General features: G+C 68.2%; 13 protein-coding genes and 1 pseudogene. 8 read left to right on the top strand and 6 right to left on the bottom strand.

Annotated features, from left to right (window positions below):
- The first annotated feature begins 55 nt into the window (after nucleotides 1-55).
- Both idi and LK10_RS05045 read left to right on the top strand, forming a co-directional pair.
- Complete coding sequence (gene idi, locus LK10_RS05040) at nucleotides 56-586, top strand: isopentenyl-diphosphate Delta-isomerase (RefSeq protein ID WP_043120691.1); 531 nt, start codon at nucleotides 56-58, stop codon at nucleotides 584-586.
- Nucleotides 583-2,178, top strand: a pseudogene (locus LK10_RS05045) (DHA2 family efflux MFS transporter permease subunit); the annotation flags it as partial. The gene idi and the pseudogene LK10_RS05045, both read left to right, overlap by 4 nt.
- A gap of 1 nt (nucleotide 2,179) precedes the next feature.
- On the opposite strand, the gene LK10_RS21185 reads toward LK10_RS05045, so the two are convergent.
- Nucleotides 2,180-3,064, bottom strand: a complete 885-nt coding sequence (locus tag LK10_RS21185) for a ribonuclease Z (protein ID WP_081998291.1) — start codon at nucleotides 3,062-3,064, stop codon at nucleotides 2,180-2,182.
- Nucleotides 3,065-3,099: 35 nt separating this feature from the next.
- Here LK10_RS21185 and LK10_RS05055 point away from each other — a divergent pair, with 35 nt between their 5' ends.
- On the top strand, nucleotides 3,100-3,789 hold the full coding sequence (locus LK10_RS05055) for a histidine phosphatase family protein (protein ID WP_043120693.1): 690 nt from the start codon (nucleotides 3,100-3,102) through the stop codon (nucleotides 3,787-3,789).
- 266 nt (nucleotides 3,790-4,055) lie between these two features.
- Here LK10_RS05055 and LK10_RS05060 read toward each other — a convergent pair whose 3' ends face one another.
- Nucleotides 4,056-4,970 (bottom strand): ArgP/LysG family DNA-binding transcriptional regulator, encoded by a 915-nt coding sequence (locus tag LK10_RS05060; protein ID WP_043120694.1) that lies wholly within the window; start codon nucleotides 4,968-4,970, stop codon nucleotides 4,056-4,058.
- 69 nt (nucleotides 4,971-5,039) lie between these two features.
- On the opposite strand from LK10_RS05060, the gene LK10_RS05065 reads away from it, so the two are divergent.
- Together LK10_RS05065 and LK10_RS05070 are read left to right on the top strand one after the other, a co-directional pair.
- Nucleotides 5,040-5,645: a LysE/ArgO family amino acid transporter gene (locus LK10_RS05065; protein WP_043120695.1), complete on the top strand. Its 606-nt coding sequence runs from the start codon at nucleotides 5,040-5,042 to the stop codon at nucleotides 5,643-5,645.
- 36 nt (nucleotides 5,646-5,681) lie between these two features.
- The gene (locus LK10_RS05070; protein ID WP_043120696.1) at nucleotides 5,682-6,896 is read left to right on the top strand and encodes a zinc-dependent alcohol dehydrogenase; all 1,215 of its coding nucleotides are present in this window, start codon (nucleotides 5,682-5,684) and stop codon (nucleotides 6,894-6,896) included.
- Nucleotides 6,897-6,904: 8 nt separating this feature from the next.
- Here LK10_RS05070 and LK10_RS05075 read toward each other — a convergent pair whose 3' ends face one another.
- Nucleotides 6,905-7,390 (bottom strand): hypothetical protein, encoded by a 486-nt coding sequence (locus LK10_RS05075; protein ID WP_156144045.1) that lies wholly within the window; start codon nucleotides 7,388-7,390, stop codon nucleotides 6,905-6,907.
- Between the two features lie 93 nt (nucleotides 7,391-7,483).
- Nucleotides 7,484-7,966, bottom strand: coding sequence for a MarR family winged helix-turn-helix transcriptional regulator (locus LK10_RS05080; protein WP_043120698.1), 483 nt, complete (start codon nucleotides 7,964-7,966; stop codon nucleotides 7,484-7,486).
- A 121-nt stretch (nucleotides 7,967-8,087) separates the two neighbouring features.
- On the opposite strand from LK10_RS05080, the gene LK10_RS05085 reads away from it, so the two are divergent.
- Both LK10_RS05085 and LK10_RS05090 read left to right on the top strand, forming a co-directional pair.
- Complete coding sequence (locus tag LK10_RS05085) at nucleotides 8,088-10,214, top strand: transglycosylase domain-containing protein (protein WP_231567612.1); 2,127 nt, start codon at nucleotides 8,088-8,090, stop codon at nucleotides 10,212-10,214.
- 81 nt (nucleotides 10,215-10,295) lie between these two features.
- Nucleotides 10,296-11,567, top strand: coding sequence for a chloride channel protein (locus tag LK10_RS05090; protein ID WP_231567613.1), 1,272 nt, complete (start codon nucleotides 10,296-10,298; stop codon nucleotides 11,565-11,567).
- Between the two features lie 9 nt (nucleotides 11,568-11,576).
- Here LK10_RS05090 and LK10_RS05095 read toward each other — a convergent pair whose 3' ends face one another.
- Both LK10_RS05095 and LK10_RS05100 read right to left on the bottom strand, forming a co-directional pair.
- Nucleotides 11,577-13,298: a flavin monoamine oxidase family protein gene (locus LK10_RS05095; protein WP_408021432.1), complete on the bottom strand. Its 1,722-nt coding sequence runs from the start codon at nucleotides 13,296-13,298 to the stop codon at nucleotides 11,577-11,579.
- The gene (locus LK10_RS05100) at nucleotides 13,295-14,767 is read right to left on the bottom strand and encodes an APC family permease (protein ID WP_043120700.1); all 1,473 of its coding nucleotides are present in this window, start codon (nucleotides 14,765-14,767) and stop codon (nucleotides 13,295-13,297) included. Before LK10_RS05100 ends, LK10_RS05095 begins: the two co-directional genes overlap by 4 nt.
- Nucleotides 14,768-14,863: 96 nt before the next feature.
- On the opposite strand from LK10_RS05100, the gene LK10_RS05105 reads away from it, so the two are divergent.
- The gene (locus LK10_RS05105) at nucleotides 14,864-16,489 is read left to right on the top strand and encodes a PucR family transcriptional regulator (RefSeq protein ID WP_043120946.1); all 1,626 of its coding nucleotides are present in this window, start codon (nucleotides 14,864-14,866) and stop codon (nucleotides 16,487-16,489) included.
- The last annotated feature ends 4 nt before the right edge of the window (nucleotides 16,490-16,493 follow it).

The raw sequence follows: 16,493 nt of genomic DNA on the forward strand, positions 1-16,493 counted from the left end.
TCTTCAAGGGCATGGCCGAGCGGATCACCGCGGCCGCAGAGAACAGGGGGCTGGCATGAAATTCGACTACACGCTTGTGCAGGTCGTGGACGACGACGGCGCGCCCCTTCGGACGGCGCTCAAGGCGAGCATCCATGGGACGGACACTCCGCTGCACCTTGCCTTCTCGTGCCACGTCGAGGATGGCGAGGGTCGGGTGCTCGTCACGCGGCGCGCGCTGGCCAAGGCCACGTGGCCCGGTGTCTGGACGAATTCGTTCTGCGGCCATCCCGCCCCTGGGGAGCCCGTCGAGGAGGCCGTGCTGCGGAGGGCGCGCGAGGAACTCGGCCTCGAACTCGAGGCGCTCACCCCGATCCTCCCGGGCTTCCGGTACCGTGCGACGGACGCCTCCGGCCTCGTCGAGAACGAGATCTGTCCCGTATTCCGCGCCCTGGCTGTCAACGAGCCTGCGCCGTCGCCCGACGAGGTGTGCGAGTGGGAGTGGACGAGCCCCGATCGGCTGCGCACCGCCGTCGTCGCCGCGCCTTACGCGTTCAGCCCGTGGCTCCGTCTCCAGCTCCAGCAACTCGATCTGGCGTCGCTGTGAGCACCGCTGGCTTAGCTCCGAGCACCGCCGAGGGCGGACGACGGCGCTGGGTGGGCCTCGTCGTCATCAGCCTCGCCGTCTCGCTCATCATCGTCGACTCAACGATTGTGAACGTCGCGATCCCCTCGATCGTGAAGGACCTCGGGGTCGATTCGACTGGTGTCCAGTGGGTCCAGGAGTCCTACACGCTCGTCTTCGCAGCTCTCCTGCTCGTGTTCGGCACCCTCGGCGACCGCTACGGCCGCCGCCTCGTCCTCATCGTCGGCGTCGTCGTGTTCGCGCTCTCGTCCGTCGTGGCCGCGCTCGCGCCATCGGGCGAGCTCCTGATCGCGGCCCGCTTCGTCCAGGGCGTGGGCGGGGCGATGGTGCTGCCCTCGACTCTCTCCCTGATCAACGCAGGCTTCGCGGGCCCCGAGCGGGCCATCGCCTTAGCGGTGTGGGGCTCGACGATCGGCGGGATGACCGCCGTCGGCCCCCTCCTCGGCGGCTGGCTCACCACGGCTTACTCGTGGCGCTGGGCCTTCGGAATCAACATCCCGCTCGGCATCGTCATCGTCACGGGGGCCCTCCTCGCGGTCGCGGAGTCCCGCGACGACGCGCGGCGGAGGTTGGATCCCGTGGGCGCGGTGCTCTCCGTCGTCGCGTCTGCGTCGCTCGTGTTCGCGCTCATCGAAGGCCGGAACTACGGTTGGTGGGCCGTGGACCACCGGCCGCGGCTCGGCTCGTGGGAGTGGCCCGGGGGCGTTTCGCCGATCCCCCTCGCCTTCGGGGTCGCCCTCCTCGCGATCCTTGCGTGGGTGTCCTGGGCCCGGGCGCGGGAACGCCGTGGGCTCGGAAGCATGTTCGCGATCGAGCTGCTCCGGATCCGCTCGTTCCGGAACGGCAACCTCGCCGCGATGATCGTCTCGCTCGGCGAATTCGGCATCATCCTCGCGCTTCCGATCTGGCTGCAGAACGTGCTCGGCTTCACGGCCCTCGACACTGGGCTCATCCTCCTCGCCCTCGCGTTGGGTTCTTTTGGCGCGAGCGGCCTCGCAGGCGCGTTCAGTGGTCGGGTTCGGCCCATCGTCGTGGTGCGCGTCGGGCTTGCGGCGGAGATCGTCGGCGTTGCTGGGCTGGGTGACGTCGTCCGGCCGGATGCTCCTTGGGCCGCCCTCGTGCCGTTCCTGTTCGTCTACGGGTTCGGGGTCGGGCTTGCGACCGCCCAGCTGACGGGCGTGATCCTGACCGACGTTCCGGTCAGCGCGAGCGGCCAGGCTTCCGGCACACAGAGCACGTCGCGGCAGATCGGCTCCGCCCTCGGCATCGCGGTGCTTGGCACGGTGCTGTTCTCCTCCGCTTCGGGCCTGCTTTCGAACGCCCTCGACCAACGGGGCATCCCGGCGGCGCAGCGTGACAGCCTGGTCTCCGCCGTCGTCGACAGTTCCGGGGCCGCGATCTCCCAGCTCGCGGCGTCGCCTGCCACGGCCCCCGCCGCCGGCGACGCGAAGGAGGCCTTCTCGGACGGAACACGCTACGCGGCGTGGTCCGCGGCGGCGTTCCTCGTCGTCGGCCTCGCCGCTACCCTGTCGCTCGGGAACGCTCGCGACGAAGTCACGCCCGGCGCTTCGGGAACCCAAAGCGGTCAAGATCCTCTGCCGCGCGGACGACGGCGGAGCCAGCCTTCCGCCGAGCCTGCGCTTCCAGCTCGGTCACCTCGGGGTAGCGGGATGAGAAATGGGTGAGCACGAGGTTCCGGGCCCCTGAACTGCCAGCGAGCTCGCCAGCCTGCCCCGCCGTGAGGTGCCGGTACTGCTCGGCGAGCGCGGCGTCGTCGTCGCTGAAGGTGCTCTCGGCGACGAGGAGGTCCGCGCCCTCGGCAAGCTGTTCGGCGCCCTCGCACTGCGCGGTGTCCATGACGAACGCGAAGCTCTGCCCGCGCCGGGGCACGCTCACGTCCTCGAGCCGCACTTCGCCGAGCCGGCCCTCGCGCTGGAGGCGGCCGACGTCGGGCCCGGCGATGCCCACGGCGGCGAGGCGCTCCGGCACGAGCGAACGGCCGTCCGGCTCGGAGAGACGGTAGCCGTAGGTCTCGATGCGGTGCTTGAGCGGCTGGACCTCGAGGCCGGGCGCGATGTCTCCGGGCGCGCGGTGCGGCACGAGGCGGAGGTCGACGCCGGGCGATGCGATAGCGACGAGAGCCCGCACCATGAGCTCCCCCGAGGCGGGGTAGTGAACGTGGACGGGATGCTCGACGCGATCGAGGGCCATGCGCGAGATCACGCCTGGGAGCCCGTAGCAGTGGTCGCCGTGGACATGTGTGAGGCAGATGCGTGTGACATCGGTGCCCGCGACGCCGGCGTAGATCATCTGGCGCTGCGTCCCCTCGCCGGGATCGAACAGGAGGCCCTCGCCGTCCCACCGCAGGAGGTAACCGTTGTGGTTGCGGGTCCGGGTCGGTACCTGGGAGGCAGTGCCGAGGACCACGAGTTCGCGCATGCTGCCTAGAGTATGCGCCGCCTAGACTGGCAACCGTGCGCCTGCTTCTCATCCGTCACGGACAGACCCCCTCGAACGTGCGGGGCGCGCTCGACACAGCGTTCCCCGGCGCGGGCCTCACGGCCCTCGGCAAGGCGCAGGCCCGCGCCGTCCCGGACGCGCTCGCACACGAACGCATCGCGGGCGTCTACGCCTCGCCGCTTGTCCGCACCCAGCTCACAGCCGGCCCGCTCAGCGAAACCTTGGGCGCGAGTGTGCAGGTTCAATCCGGGCTCGAAGAGATATCCGCCGGGGGCCTCGAGATGCGCAACGATTCCGAGGCCGTGGAAGCTTACGGCGAGTGCCTCATCGCGTGGATGCGAGGTGAGTTGGATCGGCGGATGCCGGAAGGCCGGACGGGCAGGGACTTCCTCGCAAGGTATGACGCAGCGGTGCGGGAGATCGCTGCGACGCACTCCGAAGGCGACACGATCGCGTTGTTCAGCCACGGAGCCGCAATCCGTGTCTACGGAGCCGTGAGTTCCCGGATGGACGGCGACGCCGCCGCCGAGCTCAGGATCATGAACACCGGCATGTGTGTGCTCGAGGGCAGCCCGGAGTCCGGCTGGGCGCTCGAGGAATGGCGGAGCCAGCCCCTCGGCGGCCTCGAACTCGAGGACCTCACCGCCCACGACGTCACCGGCGAGAGCGCCGACGACGCCGCCCACGAGCCCCGCCACCCCTAGCCCCCTCGGTCTACCGTCTCGGGTACAGATACTCCCCTCCCAAACCGTCTCGGGTACAGATAATCTCCTCCCCGACCATCTCGGGTACAGATAATCTCCTCCCCGACCGTCTCGGGTACGGATAATCCCCTCCCCGACCGTTTCGGGTACGGATATTCCACGGGCTTGCCGCAGTATCTGTACCCGAAATGGCTCTGGGCGGGATTATCCGTACCCGAGATGGAATTTGGGGTGAGTTTGTGTACCCGAAACGGGGGCGGGGCAGGTTAGGTAGCCGGGCGGGTCAGGCCCCGGGCGGCGGCGCGGACGACGGCGCGCGTCACCTCCTCGAGGCCCGGCGAGTCGAGCGTCCACACCTGCCAGTAGAGCCGCAGCTCCTCCGACCAGGCGGGATCGAGCTCCACGAGGGCGCCGTCGGGATCCTGCTGATCCGGGACCATGCCCCAGCCGAGCCCGGCATGGACCGATTCGACGTATTGGACCGAGTCGGGGATGAAATGCTGCGGAGGGGCGGCCTCGGGAGCGACGCGTGCGAGGAGGGCGAGCTGGTGGCTGTCCTTCCGGTCGTACTGCATGACGGGGGCGACCGCGAGCGCAGCCGGAGTGGGACCCTCCGAGAACCACCGGTCCACGAACTCCCTCGATGCCTTCGCCCGGTAGACCATGGAACCGAGAGGCCGGACAGTGCACCCCTGCACGGGCCGTGGCTCAGCCGTGACGGCGGCGACCGCGTCCCCTGAGCGGAGGAGGTCCGCCGTGGCGTGCTCGTCGTCGCGCAGCAGCTCAAGGGCAACGCGGCCGCCGAGGGCGATCTCGCGAATGGCCGCGGGCAGCCAGGTCGCGATCGAATCAGCGTTCCCGACGATCGGAACCCTTAGCCGCTCGGCACTCAGGCGAGGGGCGCCGTCGTCGTCCGCGCCGCCCTGCCCAGCGCCTCGAAGGGCCAACACCGCCTCATCGGCGAGCAGGAGCAGCTGCCGCGCCGATCGCAGGAGCTGCTCCCCCGCGGGCGTGGGCCGGACGGGCTTGAGCCGCCGCACGAGGACGCTGCCCACCGACCGCTCGAGCGCCTTGATCCGCTGGCTCACGGCAGACGGAGTGAGCCTGAGCTCGCCGGCCGCGGCCTCGAAGGTCTCATTGTCGACGACGGCGGCCAACGCCCGGAGCTGGTCCAGTTCCATGAAGATATTCTAATGCGGATGCAAAAATAGTAAATTGTTCTTCATCAAGCCCGGACGTACCGTCGAAGGGTGACCCCCTTCCTCACCGGCCTCGGAGCCAGCCTCGGCCTCATCGTCGCGATCGGCGCGCAGAACGCGTTCGTCCTCCGTCAGGGGATCAAGCGCGAGGGCGTCCTGCCCGTCGTCCTCGTGTGCCTCGCGAGTGACGCCATCCTGATCTTCGCGGGGGTCGCGGGAATCGGCGCGCTGATTCAGAGCGCTCCGGCCCTCCTCGTCGTCATCCGCTGGGTGGGTGCGGCATTCCTCGTCACGTACGCAGCCTTCGCCGCCAAGCGTGCGCTCCGCCCGGGGATCCTCGAAGCCGCCACCGCGCCGCGCGGCATGACGGCGTGGACGGCCGTGCTCACGGCCGCCGGCATCACATGGCTCAACCCGCACGTCTACCTAGACACCCTCGTGCTGCTCGGGTCGCTCGCGAACGCCCAGGGCTCCCCGGGCAAGTGGCTCTTCGGAATCGGTGCCGCGACGGGAAGCGCCCTGTGGTTCCCGCTCATCGGCTTCGGCGCCCGCGGGCTGCGAGGCTTCTTCGCCCGCCCCGCGTCCTGGCGGATCCTCGACGGATGCGTCGCCGTGCTCATGCTCGGACTCGCGGTGGTCCTCGCCGCCGAAGCCTGAGGTTTGGGCCTCGCTACCGCGAGGTAGTAGGCACGCATGAAGGCAGTGGTCTGGCACGGCATAGGCGACATCCGGCTCGACGAAGTTCCCGAGCCCTCCCTCCAGGATCCGCACGACGCGATCGTCCGCATCACGCGCTCGGCGATCTGCGGAACCGACCTGCATCTGGTCCGGGGGACGATGCCCGGAATGCAGGAGGGCACCGTCCTCGGGCATGAAGCTGTAGGCATCGTGACCGCCGTCGGGGACAGCGTCCGCGGCTTCAGCCCCGGCGACCGCGTCCTCATCAACTCGACGATCTCCTGCGGCGCGTGCCGCTACTGCCGGATGGGCCGGACGGCCCAGTGCGACGTCGCCAACCCGAACGGGCCCCAGGCCGGGACGAGCTTCTTCGGGGGCCCTGCGATGACCGGACAGGTGGACGGGCTCCAGGCCGAGTATGCGCGGATCCCGTGGGCAGAGAACACCATGCACCCGCTTCCGGACAACGTCTCCGACGAGCAGGCGATCCTGCTCTCGGACATCTTCCCCACGGGGTGGTTCGGGGCCGAGCTCGCTGGGGTTCGGCGTGGAGACATCGTTGTTGTGTTCGGCGCCGGGATCGTGGGCCAGTTCGCCGCTGCGTCCGCGTTCAAGCAGGGCGCGGGGCGGGTCATCGTGGTCGACGGCGAAGAGACGCGCCTTGCCGCGGCGCTCGCCCAGAACTGCGAGATCGTGAACTACAACACGGAGGACCCCGTGCAGGCGATCATGGATCTCACGAACGGGATCGGTGCGGACGCGGTCATCGACGCCGTGGGGGTCGATGCCGAGCGTCCCAAGCAGGGGCCTGCCGCGGTCTCGCCCGATGAGGGGGCGAAGTTCGACGGCGAGGTGCAGCAGATCGCTCCCGACGCCGCTCCGCAGGACGGACAGTGGAAGCCGGGCGATGGCCCCTCTCAGGTTGCCCGCTGGGCGGTCGAGGTGGTCGCAAAGTGCGGGCGGATCGGCATTATCGGGGTGTATTCGCCGACCGTCGAGACGTATCCCATCGGGAAGGCCATGAACAAGAACCTCACCGTCCGCATGGGCAACTGCGACCACCACTCCGTCACACCACCGCTCATCGACATGGTCGCCGCCGGGCAGTTCGACCCCACGGCTCTCATCACGGAGCACGAGCCCATCGGCTCGGCAATCGGCGCCTATGAGGCCTTCGACCGTCGTGAGGCCGGCTGGATCAAGGTCGAGCTCGCGCCGCTGGGGAGCTAGCGCTGGAGCTAGACGGCCTCGAACGCGGGGACGCTGAGCCGGTACGAGGGGAGCGACCACAGCCGCCGTGCCGCGAAGTCCTCGACGAGTTCCGCGATCCCGACCGTGAGGCCGAGCGACGGATCGGGAGCGAAGAGGAACGGCGTGATCCCGGCGTCGGCGAGGGCGTCCTCGGCGGCCTCGCGATAGGTCACGCCGAGGCGGTGATCGTACGTCGGCAGCTCTCCGTCGAGCCACACCACACGGTCGAGGCCGCGGAGGGCCATGAAGTCGATGACGGCGTCGATCTTCCACCAGCCGCTCTCGCCGCCCTCGGGCGGAAGGAACGAAGCCTGGGGCAACAGCCCGATGACCCGTGCCTGCTCGCGACTGCTCGGACGCCAGAAGAGGGCGCGCTCATCGGCCGCCGCGCTCATCCTCCATAAGGCCGCTGCGCCGCCCCCGCGCGATGCGCCGAGCCTGCGCGCGTCAGCTACGAGCCCAAGTCCACCCATCCTCAGGTCTCCTCCTCCGCGAGACATATAGGATCCCATCATTGGACAGGTCTATTCCGCCTGTAAAGAGCGAAAATATGTGCGAATGTCAGGCTAGGAGGCCTGCTCGGCGCCGGCCTCTTCCTGCGCCTCGAGCTGCGCGGCCAGCGTCTGCAGGGCAGGAAGCGCCTCATCGATCGCGTGGCGGCTTTCGGCGCTGAGCCCCTCGAGGGCGCGGCGGATGCGGCGTTCGTTCGCCTGTTTCCAGGCCAGGAGCCGCTCCCGGCCGTCGGCGGTCAGATTGAGGACGACGGCGCGGCGGTCACTTTCGTGGGCATGGCGCTCGAGGAGCCCGGAAGTGACCATCTGCTGCACGAGGTTGCTCACCGTGTTCCGGGCCAAGTGCTGCCGAACGGCCAGCTCGCTCACCCCGAGCCCGGGCTCTTCCGCGAGCCGCTGGAGCAATTCGACCTGCGCCATCGGCAGGGATTCCCAGGGCAATTCCTCGCGGACGCTCGCGCGGAGCGTCCTCCGCAGGCGTGTGATGACGTCCGTCAGAGACCACGCGTCGCCTGCGCCATGGGCTCCTGAAGTCATCTCTCAAGCCTAGACGAGAGGCCCCCCACGGAGACCAGTTCTGTTACGGAACATCCCTGCTCTCAGGTTTCACCGATTCAGGCTCGGTAACATTCGCGGCATGGCCCCGCGTAGGAAACCGTTGATCGACACGACCACAGCGCTCGGGAAGGTACTCGCCTTCTTCAGCATCAGCGCTGTCTGCGGCGTCCTCGTCGCGGGGCTCATGTCCCCCGCCGTTGCCCTGACGAGCGCTGCGGCCAACGGGTCGGTGCAGTTCTTCAACAGCCTTCCGAGCGACCTTACGGTGACCCCGCCTTCGCAGTCCACCCGGATCCTCGCGGCCGACGGCTCGACGATCGGGACGGTCTTCACGGAGAACCGGACAGACATCCCGCTGAGCCAGATGTCGATGAACATGCGGAATGCCATCGTGGCCATCGAGGACTACCGCTTCTACCAGCATGGCGGCGTTGACCCCATGGGCATCCTGCGCGCCTTGACGGTGGACGCCGGCGGTGCCCGGCAGGGCGCCTCGACCCTGACCCAGCAGTACGTGACCAACGTCCTCAACGAGGATCTGGTCACGCAGGGCAAGAGCGCCGACGTCGTCCTCAACGGCCAGAAGGGCGTGGGCGACAAGCTGCGCGAGATGAAGCTCTCCATCGCGCTCGAAAAGCAGTACTCGAAGGACCAGATCCTCCAGGGCTACCTCAACATCGTCCCGTTCAATGGCAACGCCTACGGGGTTGAAGCCGCGAGCCAGTACTTCTTCTCTGAGGACGCAAAAGATCTGACCATCCCCCAGGCCGCTCTCCTCGCCGGCCTCGTCAACGGGCCCGGCTACTACGACCCCACTGCGTACCCGGACAGGGCCGTGGCGCGCCGGAACCTCGTGATCGACGCGATGCTCACGCACGGCTACATCGACAAGGCCCAGCACGACGCAGCGGTAAAGTCCCCGCTGACCCTCAAGCTCAATCCGCCCAAGCAGGGCTGCCAGTACGCCACGCAGGCCCCCTACTTCTGCGATTACGTGCTGCACCAGATCGAGAACGATCCCGCGTACGGCGCGACCCAACAGGACCGTGTGCAGAGGGTCACGAGCGGTGGCCTCACGATCAAGACGACGCTCGATCCCCGCCTGCAGGGGCCTGCCCAGCAGCAGGTTGATGCTACGGCGGGGGCGAACCCGGACAAGTGGGGCGCTTCCCTCGTGACGGTCCAACCCGGCACGGGCAAGATCGTGGCGATGGCCCAGAACTCCCGCATGCTCGACGGCCAAGGGAGTGGCTTCGTCACGACCTACAACTTCAACGTCGACAGCTCGGATGCGAGCGGGAACCCGCTCGGTGGCGTCGGCGGCATGCAGCCCGGCTCGACCATGAAACCGGTCACCCTCGCAGCGTGGCTTGACGAGGGCAAGCCCACCAACCAGATCGTCGACGCCGCCCAGCGCGTGTACCCCCTGAACTACCCCTGGAGGGACACGTGTACCAAGGTCACCGGCGCGTACGACGACGCCGAGGTCAGCTTGGGTGCCGCGAACGACCTCCAGAACGACGAGCCCAACTGGTACTACCCGATGAGCGTGCGGGAGGGCATCACCCAGTCGATCAACACCGCGACCTTCGCCTCTGCCGCGGGGCTGAACGACTTCTGCGACATCCAGCGCGCCGCTGACGCGCTCGGCATGCACAACGGTGCGGGCAACGGCCAGAAGCTCGACCTCTCGACCCTCGGCAACCTCCTCGGCGGCATGAACGTCGCGCCGCTCACGATGGCCAATGCCTTCGCAACGTTCGCCGCGGACGGAACCTACTGCACGCCGATCTCCATCACGGAGGTGGACGACGCCCAGGGCAAGAAGATCGGCGGCCAGAACCAGAGCTGTCAGGCGAATGCCCTCAAGCCCGGCGTCGCGCAAGCCGCGACGAACGTCCTCCAGGACGTCATCACGAAGGGCTCCGGGCTCCTGATCCCGCAGAAGCTCGGCGTCCCGGATGCGGCGAAGACGGGTACCAACCAGTACAACAACCAGACGTGGGTCGTCGGGTACACGAGGGGACTTTCGACTGCATCGTTCTTCGGGGACCCCTTCAATGCGACCGCACGCTTGGGCCGCGACGTCACGGTGAATGGGCAGTACTACCCGGTCGTCGACGGTGCCTACATCGCAGGCCCCCAGTGGGCGAAGTACATGCAGCAGGCCGTCGGCTACTACGACCACGGAGACTTCGACCCGCCGCCCCCGAACCTCATCGGCTGACGATAGTTCTGCCACCGATCTAGTTCTGGCCTAGAATAGGTCTATGCCAGAACAATTCTGTGGCAGAGTCCGGAGCAGACAGTGAGCTCCACGACGGCTGCAAGCACTTCGCGCCTGCGGAGCGAGGGCGCGTGGCTCCTGCGCCTGACGGTTGTGACCCTCCTTGTGGGCCTCGGCGCCGGAGTGGTCGGAATCGCGGTCGACTTGGCTCTCCAGCTCCTCCAGCATCTCGCCTTCGGCTACTCGAGCGGGTCCCTTCTCGAGGGCGTGACCCAAGCCCCGCCTTGGCGGCGGTTCGCATCGCTGGTTGCGGCCGGCGTCGTCGGCGGCATCGGTTGGTGGGCTCTGCGCAAGTGGGGGCCCCACGTCGTCTCGGTCGAGCGCGCCGCCAAGGGGACCGCCATGCCGCTCAAGACGACCATCGCGAATGCAGCCCTTCAGATCTTCATCGTGGGCCTCGGTGCATCGATCGGCCGCGAAGCCGCGCCTCGCGAGCTCGGCGCCCTGTTCGCGGACAAGGTCTCTCGGGCGGCCGGCCTGAGCGAGCGTGAAACGAAGATCCTCGTCGCGTGCGGTGCCGGCGCCGGCCTGGCCGCGGTCTACAACGTGCCGTTCGGCGGCGCGCTCTTCGTCGTGGAAATCCTCCTCGCCGAGGTGAGCTTCGCGACGCTGCTTCCGGCGTTCGCGGCCTCGGCCATCGGCGCAGCCGTCGCCCGCGTCGTCGTCCCCGTTTCGCCGATGTACGCGCTGCCGCACGTCGTCATGACACCCCAGCTGGTCGGATGGGCCGTCGTCGCCGGCCCCCTCATCGGGCTGGCCGCATCCGGCTTCGTCCGCCTTACCCAGCTTGCCGCCTCGACCAAGCCTCGCGGCCGGGCCATCCTCTGGGCCATGCCGCTCATCTTCGCCGGAGTCGGCGCCATCGCGCTCTTCTTGCCCGAGGTGCTGGGCAACGGAAAGGCGGCCGCCCAGACCGTGTTCACCGGGACGGCGCCGCTCGCCCTCGTCGCCGTCCTGCTGATCGCCAAGACAGCGACGACAGTCGGCACCATCAAGGCGGGTGCGGCTGGCGGGACCCTCACCCCTTCCGTGGCCGTCGGGGCGATGCTCGGCATCGCCCTCGGCAGCGTCGTGAACCTTGTCATGCCGGGGACATCGACGGCCGCCTTTGCGTTCGTCGGCGCCGCCGCTTTCCTGGCCGGCACGATGCGCGCGCCGATGACCGGCCTGATCCTCGTCACCGAGTTCACCGGCCAGGGCCCCGAGCTCCTCGTCCCGGGGATGGCAGCGATCGCCGGGGCCCTCGCCGTCGTCTATTTCCTCGAGCGGACTCGACTCTCCGACATCGCCTGAGCTCGCGGCCTAGCCCAGCCGGACCGGTCCCCACTCCCCCAGGGCATCGCCGGGGCCCGGATTCTCCGGGGCTGACGAACCGCCCAGGTGCTTGACGACGCCCCACACGGCGTTGAGCGCCGTCGTCACGGCACCTTCCGCCCAACCTGCCGTCCAGGAGATGTCGTCGCCCGCGAGGAAGATGCCGCGGTGCTCGGCACTCAGGCCGGACTGATCGAAGTGCGTGTAGAGCCTCTCCTGATACCGATAGTGCCCGGGGAGGTTTGCCTTGAAGGCCCCCATGAAGTTGGGATCCGCCTCCCACGAGACCGTGATCGGCTGCCCGATGATGTGGCTGCGGATGTCGGTCTCGGGATAGATCTTCTCGAGGGAGTGCAGCATGAGCTCCACGCGCTGTTCGGCATCGAGCGCGAGCCATTTGAGCGCGTCGTCGTTCCACGTGTAGGAGAGCAGGATGACTGCAGGCTGGTCTGGGCCGTTGTCGAGAAGGTAGGTGGCCCGGTTGAGGCGGTCGGTGAGCGTCATCGACATGACCTCCCGCCCTTCCGAGTCCCGCTCTTTCCAGAACGGCCTGTCGACCATCACGAAGGTCTTGGACGACTGCATGTAGTGCGAGCGTTCGATCGCCGTCCAATGCTCGGCCGGGAACAGGCCCTCCTCGGTGTCTATCCGCGTGGAGAGGAGCCAGGACTGGCAGGTCGTGACGACGGCGGGATAGCTCCGCTGCCGCCCCCAGGTCTCGGTCACCGTGATCGGGGCGCTTTCCCCGGCCGGGGTGGCGGGGCTGTGGGCGCGCGCTATCTTCGCAACAGCACCTCGCGGCGAGCCACCGTGAAGCGAGGCGAGGGAGGTGCCTGCGGGCCAATGTGCCATCTTCGCCGGCGAGTGGTGCCAGAGGGCCTGCGGGAGCCTCTGGGCGCCACCGACGATGAGTCGATGCCGGTCGTCCGCGTCCGTGTAGACCACCCTGAGGATCTCGAGGATCGAGTTCGGGAAGTCCGTGTCCCAGCCGCCTGTCCCGAAACCGACCTGGCCGAACGCCTCCCGGTGGGCGAACCCGGCGTCCTTGAACGCCTTGCTGCCGGCAATGAACCCGTAGAACGTCTCCTCGTCGAGATCCTCGACCAGGCGGTCCCAGATCTCCTTGACCCTGCGGGCATCGCGGGAGCGGATCGCCTCCTGCATCTGTTCGAAGTGTGCCTCGTCGCGCAGCGCCGCCTTCCAGGCAGCAGCGACCTCGTGGAAGAACGCCGGGAGGTCCTCGGCCGTCTCGGCATAGAACTTCTTGCCCGCGAGCTCGATCACGGTGCTCGACGTGACGGGTGAGAGGGGGTTGGGGAACTCTCTCGTCTCGAGGCCCAGGAGGTCGATGTAGTGGTAGAGCGCACGCCCCGATTCCGGGAAGCGCATCCCACCGAGATCGGCCGTGACCCCCTCCGCGCTGGGGAAGGACGCCGTCCTGAGCCGGCCGCCGATCTGGTCGGCCTCGTACACGACCGGCTTGAGGCCGAGCTTCATGAGTTCGTATGCGGTCACGAGGCCAGAGAGCCCAGCCCCGACGACGGCGACTTCGCTCCCGTGGAGCTCCTCCGGCACACTTCCGAGGCCCGCGGGGTGCTCGAGGTACAGGTCGTAGCTGAACGGGAAGTCGGGGTTCAGCATCGTCAGGCGAGCGGACGGCGCCGCGTTGTCGCCTTCGAATGAATCTGCCGAATTGGCTGCCATGGTCATGCGCGGGCCTCCTGGTACTCCGTCTCAGCGAGCTTTCCGATGCGAGAATTCCGGCGCCCGTAGGCGAAATAGAGGACGACGCCGGCGGCCATCCATGCGCCGAAGACCGCCCAGGTGATGCCGTCGAGATTGGCCATGAGGAAGACGCAGGCCACGGCGCCGAGGATCGGGACCACCGGGTACAGCGGGACGCGGTACGTGCGGGGCAAGGACGGCCTGGTGCGGCGGAGGATGATGACGGCGATGTTGACGAGTGCGAACGCGAACAGCGTCCCGATGCTCGTGGCATCTGCGAGCGCGCCGAGCGGAACGAGCGCCGCCGTGACCGCGACGAGGATCCCGACGATCCAGGTCCCTGCAACGGGGGTGTGCGTCCGTGGGGAGACGCGGGCGAAGACCGAGGGGACGAGGCCGTCGCGGGACATCGTGAGCAGGATGCGGGTCTGGCCGTAGAGGACCGTGAGGACTACCGAGCAGATCGCAAGGACCGCGCCGATCGCGAAAACGACGGCGATCCAAGCCTGGCCGGTGATCTCGGCGAGGATCTGCACGAGCGCTGCCTCGCTGTCGCCGAACCACTGCCAGTCCTTCGCGCCGACGGCGGCGACCGCGACGAGGACGTAGAGAGTGGTGACGATCAGCATGGACAGCAGGATCGCACGTGGCATGTCCCTCTTAGGGTTCCGGGCTTCCTCTCCCGCTGTCGATGCGGCGTCGAAGCCGATGTAGGAGAAGAAGACCTTAGAGGCAGCCGCGCTCACGCCCGCGGCACCCATGGGCATGAGCGGGGCGAAGTGGCCCGCGTTGAAGGCCGTGAAGGCCACCGCGCAGAAGAAGACGAGGATCACGATCTTGACCGCCACGATGGCGGTGTTGACGACGGCACTCTCCTTGGCTCCCCGCACAAGGAGGACGGTGGCGAGGAGGACGACGACGAGCGCCGGTATGTTGACCAGCCCTCCTGAGCCGGGGGGCTGGGAGAGGGCGTCCGGCAGTTGGAGCCCGACGACGGAAAGCGTCTCGTTGACGTATTGGCCTGCGCCGACGGCGACTGCGGCGACGGAGACTGCGTATTCGAGCACGAGGCACCAGCCGCAGACCCACGCGGTGCCTTCCCCCATCGTCGCGTAGGAGTAGGAGTAACTCGAACCGGCCACGGGCACCATTCCGGCCATCTCCGCGTAGCTCACGGCAGAGAGCAGGGCGGCGACGCCGGCGATGACGAAGGAGATCCACACGGCCGGGCCGGCCACGGGAACGGCTTGGCCGAGGATCACGAGGATGCCGGTTCCGAGGGTCGCGCCGATGCTGATCATCGTCAATTGGAGCACTCCGAGGCTTCGGCGGAGCGTACCGCCGCTGCCCCCGTCGGCGGCCTCGGATTCCATCGTCGTGATCGCTTTGCGGCGGAGGAGCTGGCGGCCGAGACTCGTCTTCGAGTCTTCACGCGCCTCAGTCAACGTGCTCATGGGGACATCCTCTTTTGGTCGGCTTCAGTCCGAAGACAACGCTAAGTGTGTGAGACAGCTCTCAGCGCGGTGCAAAGTGACCTAGAATCCTTTCTCATGGGATCGAATGCACCCGAGGTTGAGTCCCCCACCCTCCGGGTTTCAAGCTTCCTCCAGCAGCTGCCCGGGGATGTTCGGGTTCTGCACGACGCGGGCGATCAGCCGCTGCGATGGGTGGAGCCAAGCGACCTCGCAGACCCCACCCCTTACCTCGTGGACCACGAACTGCTCCTGACCTCCGGCCTCCCACTTCGCAGCTCCGGCGCGGATCCCTTCGATGCGGACGGCTTTGTGCGGCGGCTTGTCGCGGCGCAGGTCTCTGCTCTGGGGTTCGGGCTCGAGCCGTACTTCAGCGAGGTTCCCGAATCGCTCGTCGAAGCCTGCTCGCGCCACGGACTCACGCTGTGGGAGATCCCGCCTTCGCTGCCGTTCGCGGCGATCGGGCTCTCCTTCTCGCGCCTCCTCGAATCCGAGAATGCACGGAGGCTGCGCGACGTCGCCGACATGAGCCGGCAGCTCCTGCGTTCGGTGCTCGGCGAGCGGCCCGAGCAGGATCTGCTCGAGGCGCTCTCGCGGCGCATCGGTGCACGGCTCGAGCTCTACGGTGCGCGGGGCCAGCTCCGTTTCACTGCGGGCGCACGCAGCAAAGGACCCTCTAATTGGCGCGAGGCCGAGGATGCGATCGCCGAACTGGTCGCGACGACGCTCGCCAGTTCAGCACCGCGTGTCGAGCATCGAGGCCTCGAAACCGGCGAGGTGGTTGCTTTCCCCTTGCGGAGCGGCCGCCCGCGGAATCGACTGCCCGAAACGACCCTCGGAGCCCTTCTCCTTGCGCTCACAGGCACCCTCTCGCCCACCGAGCACAGCATCGTAACGATGGCGGTCGGGCTTCTCGAGGTCCTCGCACGGCAGCGCACGGCTGGAGACCTCTCACCGAGCCAGCTCGCCACGGTACTGCTTCTTGGCACGGAGGCCGTCCCCGGGCAGATCTCGGAGCAGCTCCTCGCCGAGAGCGTCGGCGGCCCTCGACGGGCCCCATTGCGCGTAGTGGTCGGTGCGCGAATCGAGCGGGAATCCGGGACGCCGGAAGGAAGCCAGCCTGGTCTCGAAGCCATGCCCGAGGTCCTCCAATGGCGGCGATTGTGGGACACCAAGCTCGTGGTCCACGAGGGTCAGCACCTCTGCGCTCTCACGAGGGTCCATCCGTCGGAGGAATCGTTCGCGGCGGCACAGAAGGCCGGGTACGTCGTCGCCGTGAGCTCAGCCGCTGCCGCCATGAGTTCAGCCGCTGGCGAGCCCTCGGCGCAGCCCGGATCCTTCTCCCAATTGCGCGAACAGGCGCTTGCTGTGCTGCCGCGCGCCCTCGACGAACGCCGGAGCATGAGCGCCGACGACGTCCCGCCGTCGTTCTTGGGACTCCTCGCCCCCGAAGCCGGGCGCCTTCTCGCGAAAGAACTTCTTGCTCCGCTCACTGAGGCAGGCGGCCCGCGCACGGAGCTCCTCCTCCGCGTCCTCCGCGCCTGGTTGGGCGCGAATGGTTCGTGGGACGCCTCTGCTTCAGCCCTGGGCCTGCACCGCAACAGCGTGCGGCGGCACATCGGCGCGATCGCCGACCTGCTCGGCAAGGACCTACAGGACGCCGGTGTCCGCGCCGAGCTCTGGTTGGCACTCCACTTCGTCTAGGTGC

The sequence above is a fragment of the Sinomonas humi genome (assembly GCF_000802235.1).
Taxonomy (GTDB): domain Bacteria; phylum Actinomycetota; class Actinomycetes; order Actinomycetales; family Micrococcaceae; genus Sinomonas; species Sinomonas humi.